Origin of the sequence: Burkholderia sp. AU30198 (assembly GCF_020419825.1) — a bacterium.
Taxonomy (GTDB): domain Bacteria; phylum Pseudomonadota; class Gammaproteobacteria; order Burkholderiales; family Burkholderiaceae; genus Burkholderia.
Genome location: NZ_JAIZSA010000004.1, coordinates 442,341 through 450,866, shown reverse-complemented (window position 1 = coordinate 450,866; position 8,526 = coordinate 442,341). Strand labels below are relative to the sequence as shown.

Below are 8,526 nucleotides of genomic sequence, written 5' to 3'. Positions count from 1 at the left end.
TGCTCTTGTAGCCGTATCGGCCAGACGCGTAGCGCCTCACCACTTCCCGCTTGAATTTCTCGTCGTACTGCGCCATGAAAAACACCCCAAAGGTTGGATTCGCATCCAACTTTTGGGGTGCAGTTCACATGCAGGCGGCCTTTTTCATGGATGTCGACCAGTCTGCGGTCGAAGGGCGGAGCGCTTGCGCCGACGTTACTCGTCGCCTGCGTCGTCCGACATGAACGCGCGCATGAACACGAGCGCGCCGAAGCCCCAGACCGCGTTCGCCGCGAAGCCGGCCGCGAGCACGGGCATCATGTTGCCCGACGGCCAGATGCCGCGCAGCGGATCGATCGCGAACACGCGGGCGGCCGTCAGCACGATGCCGCCGAACACCAGGGCGCCGATCCACGATGCCTCGCGTTCCGGCGATACGCGCAGCAGCCACGCCATCGGGACTGCACAGCATGCGCTGATCAGCGCATTCGCGACAAATTCAGGAATGCCGAGCGGCGCGAACGGCTGCGTGGAGAAGCCGGTTGCGGCGATCAGGTCGGCCGTATGAAGGAGTGCGAGCGTGGCTTCGCGGAAGAACAGGGCGGCCAGGAAGCCGGACAGGAATGGCAGGATGACTTTCTGCATCGATGAGTGCACCGCAGGCGCGCACGGCCGGGGCCGTCCGCGCGGAGTTATTCGGATAGGTGCGTCATTATAGGGCCCGCCCGCTGCGATATTCGCTCCAGCGTCGTGCTAATCACGAAAGCGGAAAACCTAAGCTCAAAAAAATCGTTCCAAAGCCCTGCACCGATCCCTAGACTGATTTCCCAGAAACAGCCGTGCAATCGCGTCCTCGCCCGCTGCACGGCCTGACCGGCGAGCCATCCCGATTCGAACGCACACCATGCATGCGCCGCTGATCCGCGACGCGAGCAGGGCGGTGTTTTTTCCAAATTCCGGCAAGGACAGTCAAGCAGGAGCAGCAAATGAATGTGTTCTGGTTTATCCCCACGCACGGCGACAGCCGCTATCTCGGTACGGCCGAAGGTGCGCGCGCCGCGGACTACGATTACTTCAAGCAGGTCGCGGTGGCGGCCGACACGCTCGGCTACGACGGCGTGCTGCTGCCGACCGGCCGTTCCTGCGAGGATGCGTGGGTCGTTGCGTCGAGCCTCATCCCGGCGACGCAGCGCCTGAAGTTCCTGGTCGCGATTCGTCCCGGCATCGCGTCGCCGGGGCTGTCGGCGCGGATGGCCGCGACGTTCGACCGCCTGTCGGGCGGCCGTCTGCTGATCAACGTCGTGACGGGCGGCGATGCCGCCGAGCTCGAAGGCGACGGCCTGTTCGCGGATCACGACACGCGCTACGAAATCACCGACGACTTCCTGAACATCTGGCGCGGACTGTTGTCCGCGTCGCACGACAACGGCGGGTTCGACTACATCGGCAAGCATCTGCAGTCGAAGGGCGGCAAGGCGCTGTATCCGCCCGTGCAGCGTCCGCATCCGCCGCTGTGGTTCGGTGGCTCGTCGCCGGCCGCGCACGAGATCGCGGCCGATCACATCGACACCTACCTGACCTGGGGCGAGCCGCCCGAGGCCGTCGCGAAGAAGATCGCCGATATTCGCGCTCGCGCGGAGTCACGCGGCCGCAAGATCAAGTTCGGCATCCGTCTGCACGTGATCGTGCGCGAGACCGAGGACGAAGCATGGCGTGACGCCGAGCGCCTGATCAGCCGCCTCGACGACGAAACCATCGCACGTGCGCAGAAGGCGTTCGCGAACATGGACTCGGAAGGCCAGCGCCGGATGGCCGCGCTGCACGGCGGCAAGCGCGGGGGCCGCGAGGCGCTCGAGGTGTATCCGAACCTGTGGGCCGGCGTCGGCCTCGTGCGCGGCGGCGCGGGCACCGCGCTCGTCGGCAATCCGGAGCAGGTCGCGGAGCGTATGCGCGAATACGCGGATCTCGGCATCGAGACCTTCATCCTGTCCGGCTATCCGCACCTCGAGGAGTCGTACCGTTTCGCGGAACTCGTGTTCCCGCTGATCAAGGGCAACGGCGTGGCGAAGGCGACCGGCCCGCTGTCGGGCCCGTTCGGCGAGATCGTCGGCAACAGCTATCTGCCGAAAGCGGCCCAGAGCTGAGCGACAGGAGGCCTGCGATGACAACGAAAACGTCGACGACGGGCGCGGCCGTGGCCGCCCGCGCATGGCGCGGCGTCGCGCCGTGGCTCGTGCCGCTCGCGCTGCTGGTGGCATGGGAAGTCGGCGCGCGCACCGGCTGGCTGTCGACCCGCGTGTTGCCCGAGCCCGTGGCGGTCGTCCGGGCGGCCTGGTCGCTCGTGACGTCGGGTGAAATGTGGGCGAACGTGAAGGTCAGCACCTGGCGCGCGCTGTTCGGTTTCGCGATCGGCGGCGGTGTCGGCCTCGCGCTAGGGCTCGCGACCGGCTTGTCGAAGGCGGCTGAGGTCGCGCTCGATTCGTCGATCCAGATGATCCGCAACATCCCGGCGCTCGCGATGATTCCGCTCGTGATCCTGTGGTTCGGCATCGACGAGAAGGCGAAGCTGTTCCTCGTTGCGCTCGGGGTGTTCTTCCCGGTCTACATCAACACGTACCACGGGATCCGCTCGGTCGACGCGAACCTGATCGAGATGGCGAAGAGCTACGGCGTGCGCGGCTTTGCGCTGTACCGCGACGTGATCCTGCCCGGTGCGTTGCCGTCGATTCTCGTCGGCGTGCGCTTCGCGCTCGGGCTGATGTGGGTGATGCTGATCGTCGCGGAAACGATCTCAGCGCAGTCGGGCATCGGCTACATGACGATGAACGCGCGTGAATTCCTGCAAACCGACGTGGTGGTGGTCGGCATCCTGCTGTACGCGGTGCTCGGCAAGCTGGCCGACGTGCTGGCGAAATGGCTCGAGCGCGTGACGCTGCGCTGGCACCCCGCTTATCAATCAGGAGCAAAGGCATGAATGCGACGACTTCGGCGGCCGCCTACGGCCTGCTCGCCGGCGCAGACCTCGAGGCCGAACTGGCGCAGGCGCGCGTCGCGGACGGTGACGCGCGGGATGCGGCGATTCTCGAACGTGACGGCAGTGCGTCCGTCGTTCCGCTCGCGCGGCGGCGGGCGGGTAGCCCGGCACCCGACGACGCGGTGACGTTGTCGGGCGTCAGCAAGCGCTTTGGCGCGCGTACGGTGCTCGACAACGTCGAGCTCGGCATCGCGCGTGGCAGCTTCGTCGCGATCGTCGGTCGCAGCGGCTGCGGGAAATCGACGCTGCTGCGTCTCGTCGCGGGACTCGAGCAGCCGAGCAGCGGTGCGCTCGTGACGCGCGGCGAGGGTGGCGGCGAACTCGATACGCGGATCATGTACCAGGATGCGCGCCTGCTGCCATGGAAGACCGTGCTGCAGAACGTGATGCTGGGCCTCGGGCGCGGCGCGCGCGACCAGGCACGCGCGGTGCTCGATGAAGTCGGCCTGCTGGAGCGCGCGAACGACTGGCCCGCGCAACTGTCGGGCGGCCAGCGGCAGCGTGTCGCACTGGCCCGCGCGCTCGTGCACCGGCCGCAATTGCTGTTGCTCGACGAGCCGCTCGGCGCGCTCGACGCGCTGACCCGCATCGAGATGCATGCGCTGATCGAGCGGTTGTGGCGCGAACATCGGTTCACGGCGCTGCTCGTCACGCACGACGTGCAGGAGGCCGTCGCGCTCGGCGACCGCATCCTGCTCATCGAGCAGGGACGGGTGGCGCTGGATCAGCCGGTGCCGCTCGACCGGCCGCGCGCCCGCGCATCGGCCGCGTTTGCGGCGCTGGAGGATCGCGTGCTGAAACGCGTGCTTGCCGGCGGGCCCGGTGCGGCCAGCCAGGATGCGACGCATGAGACGGATAACGTTCGACCGGTCGGGCAGATCCGCTGGGCCGTTTAAATCCGGGCGGCAGCGGCCGCCCGTTATGAGATCTTTTTCTTCGGAGCGATCAACCTGATGAGCATCACTGCAATCAACGTACGTAACCAGTTCAAGGGCAAGGTGAAGGAGATCATCCGCGGATCCGTGGTCTCCGAGGTCGACGTCGAGACGCCGTTCGGCATCGTCACGTCGGTGATCACGACCCGTTCGGTCGACGAACTCGAACTGAAGGTCGGCGCGGAAGTCGTCGCGCTCGTGAAATCGACCGAGGTATCGATCGCGCGCCTCTGAGTACGCGGTCCTGCACCGGTGCGCCGCCGCGGGCAAATTGCCCGTTGGCGGCGCCCGGCATTTCCGTAGCGCGTTTGCCTTGGTATTCGACGTCCGGACGAAGTGCTAGGATGGAGCGACACCGACGCCGGAGGCCAACGCATGACCCCCATCCTTTCGCCCGAAGCCATCGAGGCGCTGAAGTGGATCGACCAGTTCGGTGAAAGCCGGCCGGTTCCCGCCGTGTTCGACGACGTCGTCTACGCGTTGCTGAACGAGGGGCTGATCTACCAGGCGGCGGCCGACCGGGTCGACCTGACGGCTGATGGCAAATCCTTTTTATCCGACGAATACGATTGAGCGCACGGCGCCGGCCGCGCGGGCGGCCCGGCGCTGCGTCGCCACGGAGCGTGCGATGGAACCGAGAGGCAGCGACCTCGGCGATTTCAGCGAGCCGTACCGCGGCTTCGAGATCGAGGTGAAGACCGAGCAGGTCTGGGACGGCGAGCATGCGCATTACCGCGTGCTGCAGGGTGATGCCGTGCGGATCGACTGGCGGCTCGTCAAGGTCGACGGGATTCTGTTGACCGAACGACGCGTGATCGAGCGCGTGCTCGACGAGGCGCGGCGGGCGGTCGATACGGAGCTGGGCGAGGGGTAGCCTGCGTGTCGGGCAGGCACGGCCCGTCTTGCGGTAAAATGCCGGGTTGTTTCCGAGCCGTCTGGCCAGTTGCCCGAAATCCATGTCCGTACCGTCCTCGCTTCCTCCCCGCCGCGTATCCGTCGCGCCCATGCTCGACTGGACCGACCGCCATTGCAGGTCGTTCCACCGGACGCTGACGCGCGACACGTGGCTGTATACGGAGATGATCACGACGGGCGCACTGCTGTTCGGTGATGCCCAGCGGCATCTCGCGTTCACGCCGAACGAATCGCCGGTCGCACTGCAACTGGGCGGCAGCGAGCGCGACGACCTCGCGCGCGCCGCGAAGCTCGGTGAGCAGTGGGGCTACGACGAGATCAACCTGAATTGCGGATGCCCGTCCGAGCGCGTGCAGCGCGGCGCGTTCGGCGCGTGCCTGATGAACGAGCCGCCGCTCGTCGCCGACTGCGTGAAGGCGATGCGCGATGCGGTGTCGGTGCCGGTCACGGTCAAGCACCGGATCGGTGTCGACGCGGTGGAGGACTACGCGTTCGTGCGCGACTTCGTCGGGACGGTGGCCGAGGCTGGCTGCGAAACGTTCGTCGTGCATGCGCGCAATGCGATCCTGAAGGGGCTGTCGCCGAAGGAGAATCGCGAGATCCCGCCGCTCAAGTACGACTATGCGTATCAGTTGAAGCGCGATTTTCCGTCGCTCGAGATCGTCATCAACGGCGGCATCACGACGCTCGACGAGGTTGCGCAGCATCTGGAGCATGTCGACGGCGTGATGCTCGGCCGCGAGGCGTATCACAACCCGTACGTGCTCGCGGAGGTCGACGCGCGCTTCTACGGATCGACCGCAGCGGTGCCGACGCGCGAAGAGGCCGAGGCGAAGCTGATCGAATACTGCGCGGCCGAACTGAAGCGCGGGACTTACCTCGGCGCGATCGTGCGGCACGCACTCGGACTGTATCGCGGCATGCCGGGCGCACGCGGCTGGCGTCGTGTGCTGTCCGACAACAAGAAGCTTGCGCGTGCCGATCTGGCCGTGTTCGACGAGGCGCGCGCGCATCTGAACGAGGCCGAAGAAATTTTTGAAAAAAAAGCTTTGCAAGATTCAAAAGTGTTCGTATAATCTTGTTCTTCGCTGCTGAAACACAAAAGCAGCGAAGAACAAAAAGCAGTAACAGTGGTGGCTGTAGCTCAGTTGGTAGAGTCCAGGATTGTGATTCCTGTCGTCGTGGGTTCGAGTCCCATCAGCCACCCCAAAGAATGCATTAACAAAACAGGCGCTTCGGCGCCTGTTTTGCTTTGCGGGGGACAACTCGGGGACGATAACGTCGATTCGAGCCTCGCCATCTCTAGAGCGTTCTGCTCGCCATCCATTTCGCGTACATTGTCAGGACCGTCACGACGTTGTGCTCGAGTTGCATCGCGCACAAGGTCGGTGTCATGCCGGCGGCATATTGCTGTCGCGTAGCCATACCGCGTGTTGTCCGGGCGGCGATCGCGTATTTCGAGCGGCTTCAAACAGAGGTATCCGGAAGCGGCATCGGAACGCGCTCATCTTCTCGGTGCATGCTGTGCCTCCGAATGTCGAAAAATGTAGCGTCAGAAATCTGCGCGAACGAGTGCAGCCGTTCCAATGCGCCGAGAAGAGCAGCTGATCAACTTTTCGGTTCCGTTTCGCGCACTCAACGACGGCGCATAGCCGTAGTGAGCGGCAGTGACGGCGAGACCATCAACTGACGGTGCTGGAATAATGCGCGCAGATGGCGGCACAGCGTCCGTCGGTGAATTGACGGGTTCCACACGTTTGGAATTCGAGCCTTTTCGAACAATCCATGCGTTGAAAGAATAGGCACGTGATCCAAGGCAATGGAACGGCAAACAGATTCAACGCACAAGGTTATGGCTATGGCGACTTTCAGGGTGGCGAGGGCGTCGTTTTACATGCTTGCCGGAGTCGCTCCGGCGATACCCCTGCTGATCTTGTCGTGGCTTCTGTTTATCGTCTCTTTGCTGAATTTGGACGTGGATTGGCCTACAGCGTGGTCTTTTCTTTTGTCTAACGCGGGCAGCACGGGCTTGCTTCTCGCAACTTGTGTTTTGCCTCAAAAGGCACGGATGAAACATGTTGCGGGAGTCATCGTTCTCTTGATCTGCGGGAGCGCCGTCAGCTTGCCGTCGGCCATTGCCTCGGTGCAAAAAATCATCGATAACCACCGAATCGGTTATCACATGCACCCAGTGGATTTTGGCGACTTTGCCATCATTGCTTGCAACGTTGTGGCGATCGTCTATCTACTGGAAGCGCTTGCGGCACTGTTTGCAAGACGCTTGGCCGGGCTTCTCGCGCGATAGGTTCTGATGCATCGCTCTCTCCACAACATCGTCGCGCGCTGTTTCCCTTTCCCGGGCAGGTGCCTCACGCGCTCAAGCGGGCGTGGGCTGTTGCGTGCGCGTCGACTCTCGTCCACTGAACCGTCGTCGCCCATATCGGGACGGCAGGCGCGTGGCGATCGAATACGGTGCTACGGCATTCTTCTTGCCCCAGCGGGTTCAGTCGATCGAGGCAGCATCGCAGTGGTCCGATGGCTTTGGCCGGTGGTCAAAAGCCAACCCGTCCTCACCGATCCGCCACATTGCTCGCGATCCCCGCCTGCACCGTCCGAGCGTTTCGAAAAACCAGCCACGACCACAAAGCGCCGCCAGCCACCTTCGCAACGAACTGCAATGCGGCGATCGTCGGGAACACCGTCCCGAACGCAATCAGCGGAAAGATGATGGAGTCGACCGCCGCCCCCGCGACATTCGCGCCATTGGCACGCGCCAGTATCGGGAAGCGACGTGCGAGTTGAAACACGATCGCGCTCGCCACGGCTGCCGAACCGAACGCCACCAGAGACGCGAGGGCGATTTCCTTGGCGGCGGGATTGAGCGCGTAACTGACGACGCCGGCGGCTGCGATCAACGCAAACATTCGTGACCAAAGCGCGCGGCCGCGCCAGTCCAGGTGGAGCCGATCTCGAATCGCGAGATCGAGTCCGATCAGAAGGAACGCGATGATCGGGGTAGCCGCCGGTCCGAAATGAGCGACCATCAGGTTAGCGACAGCGACCGCTGCGATATAGATCAGGACGTACATGATTCCCCAGTGATAAAGAGTGCGCGCTGCGTCGATTCGGAGCCGAAGTTTGCCATACATGGCCAATGAAACGGACGGGTGCTCCGCTACGCGCAAGCCGGGTCGAACTGCGAACGATTGACGGAAAGCAGGGTTGGGAGCGACAGGATATCGTTACCGTGTCGCGGGCCTCCATCAAATCATCTCCGTCGTGAGATCATATGGCCGTATCCGGTCGACGTGATGTCGCGCAGTTTCCTTTCCCGACTAAGGTTCTCGCTCTCCGTGCCGTTATCTTCCCTGGACAGCCCTCGTGCCTCGAATGCTGATCCGTTTTCTTGCCTGCTCGCGTTCCGCGTGAGCAGGCTTTTTTCGTTTATGGCTGCCCTTTATCGCCTGAATGGCCGAATGAGACAGGGACTTGGCGCGAACCGACAATGCGCAACAGTCTTACATTGGTGTAATGTATCGACTTCCTCGTGCCCTCATGCTTTGCAGGGCCGTTCGATCCCGACAACCCATGAAGGTGTCGGGATTTTTTTTGCCTGCATCCCATTGCGCTGGCAACGAGTTGCAACGACGCCCGGCAGGCAGG

10 protein-coding genes and 1 tRNA gene are annotated in these 8,526 nt (G+C 63.7%); 9 read left to right on the top strand and 2 right to left on the bottom strand.

Annotated elements, in window-relative coordinates; all coding sequences use genetic code 11:
- Window positions 1–195 precede the first annotated feature (195 nt).
- Window positions 196–624 carry a hypothetical protein gene (locus LGN19_RS13040; RefSeq protein ID WP_043182670.1) on the bottom strand — a complete coding sequence of 143 codons (429 nt, stop codon included), beginning with the start codon at window positions 622–624 and terminating at the stop codon, window positions 196–198.
- Window positions 625–965: 341 nt separating this feature from the next.
- On the opposite strand from LGN19_RS13040, the gene ssuD reads away from it, so the two are divergent.
- The 9 genes from ssuD (at window position 966) to LGN19_RS12995 (ending at window position 7,168) form a co-directional block, all read left to right on the top strand.
- Window positions 966–2,123, top strand: coding sequence for an FMNH2-dependent alkanesulfonate monooxygenase (gene ssuD / locus LGN19_RS13035; protein WP_226215069.1), 1,158 nt, complete (start codon window positions 966–968; stop codon window positions 2,121–2,123).
- 17 nt (window positions 2,124–2,140) lie between these two features.
- Window positions 2,141–2,953: an aliphatic sulfonate ABC transporter permease SsuC gene (gene ssuC, locus LGN19_RS13030; protein WP_122945217.1), complete on the top strand. Its 813-nt coding sequence runs from the start codon at window positions 2,141–2,143 to the stop codon at window positions 2,951–2,953.
- Window positions 2,950–3,909 carry an ATP-binding cassette domain-containing protein gene (locus tag LGN19_RS13025; protein WP_226215068.1) on the top strand — a complete coding sequence of 320 codons (960 nt, stop codon included), beginning with the start codon at window positions 2,950–2,952 and terminating at the stop codon, window positions 3,907–3,909. Before ssuC ends, LGN19_RS13025 begins: the two co-directional genes overlap by 4 nt.
- A 57-nt stretch (window positions 3,910–3,966) precedes the next feature.
- Window positions 3,967–4,182: a TOBE domain-containing protein gene (locus tag LGN19_RS13020; protein ID WP_006476104.1), complete on the top strand. Its 216-nt coding sequence runs from the start codon at window positions 3,967–3,969 to the stop codon at window positions 4,180–4,182.
- Between the two features lie 141 nt (window positions 4,183–4,323).
- Window positions 4,324–4,521: a hypothetical protein gene (locus LGN19_RS13015; protein ID WP_089425274.1), complete on the top strand. Its 198-nt coding sequence runs from the start codon at window positions 4,324–4,326 to the stop codon at window positions 4,519–4,521.
- 55 nt (window positions 4,522–4,576) lie between these two features.
- Complete coding sequence (locus LGN19_RS13010; RefSeq protein ID WP_226215066.1) at window positions 4,577–4,822, top strand: hypothetical protein; 246 nt, start codon at window positions 4,577–4,579, stop codon at window positions 4,820–4,822.
- Window positions 4,823–4,952: 130 nt separating this feature from the next.
- Window positions 4,953–5,939: a tRNA dihydrouridine(20/20a) synthase DusA gene (gene dusA / locus LGN19_RS13005; RefSeq protein WP_264173038.1), complete on the top strand. Its 987-nt coding sequence runs from the start codon at window positions 4,953–4,955 to the stop codon at window positions 5,937–5,939.
- A gap of 57 nt (window positions 5,940–5,996) precedes the next feature.
- Window positions 5,997–6,072: transfer RNA gene (locus LGN19_RS13000), tRNA-His, on the top strand.
- Window positions 6,073–6,682: 610 nt separating this feature from the next.
- Complete coding sequence (locus LGN19_RS12995) at window positions 6,683–7,168, top strand: hypothetical protein (protein ID WP_226215062.1); 486 nt, start codon at window positions 6,683–6,685, stop codon at window positions 7,166–7,168.
- A gap of 265 nt (window positions 7,169–7,433) precedes the next feature.
- Here LGN19_RS12995 and LGN19_RS12990 read toward each other — a convergent pair whose 3' ends face one another.
- Complete coding sequence (locus LGN19_RS12990; RefSeq protein ID WP_122945275.1) at window positions 7,434–7,952, bottom strand: VUT family protein; 519 nt, start codon at window positions 7,950–7,952, stop codon at window positions 7,434–7,436.
- Window positions 7,953–8,526: the final 574 nt, after the last annotated feature.

Bases quoted from the DNA above. Each gene is read 5' to 3' on its own strand.
- LGN19_RS13040 (WP_043182670.1), bottom strand. From the start codon at position 624: ATGCAGAAAGTCATCCTGCCATTCCTGTCCGGCTTCCTGGCCGCCCTG.
- ssuD (WP_226215069.1), top strand. From the start codon at position 966: ATGAATGTGTTCTGGTTTATCCCCACGCACGGCGACAGCCGCTATCTC.
- ssuC (WP_122945217.1), top strand. From the start codon at position 2,141: ATGACAACGAAAACGTCGACGACGGGCGCGGCCGTGGCCGCCCGCGCA.
- LGN19_RS13025 (WP_226215068.1), top strand. From the start codon at position 2,950: ATGAATGCGACGACTTCGGCGGCCGCCTACGGCCTGCTCGCCGGCGCA.
- LGN19_RS13020 (WP_006476104.1), top strand. From the start codon at position 3,967: ATGAGCATCACTGCAATCAACGTACGTAACCAGTTCAAGGGCAAGGTG.
- LGN19_RS13015 (WP_089425274.1), top strand. From the start codon at position 4,324: ATGACCCCCATCCTTTCGCCCGAAGCCATCGAGGCGCTGAAGTGGATC.
- LGN19_RS13010 (WP_226215066.1), top strand. From the start codon at position 4,577: ATGGAACCGAGAGGCAGCGACCTCGGCGATTTCAGCGAGCCGTACCGC.
- dusA (WP_264173038.1), top strand. From the start codon at position 4,953: ATGCTCGACTGGACCGACCGCCATTGCAGGTCGTTCCACCGGACGCTG.
- LGN19_RS12995 (WP_226215062.1), top strand. From the start codon at position 6,683: ATGGAACGGCAAACAGATTCAACGCACAAGGTTATGGCTATGGCGACT.
- LGN19_RS12990 (WP_122945275.1), bottom strand. From the start codon at position 7,952: ATGTACGTCCTGATCTATATCGCAGCGGTCGCTGTCGCTAACCTGATG.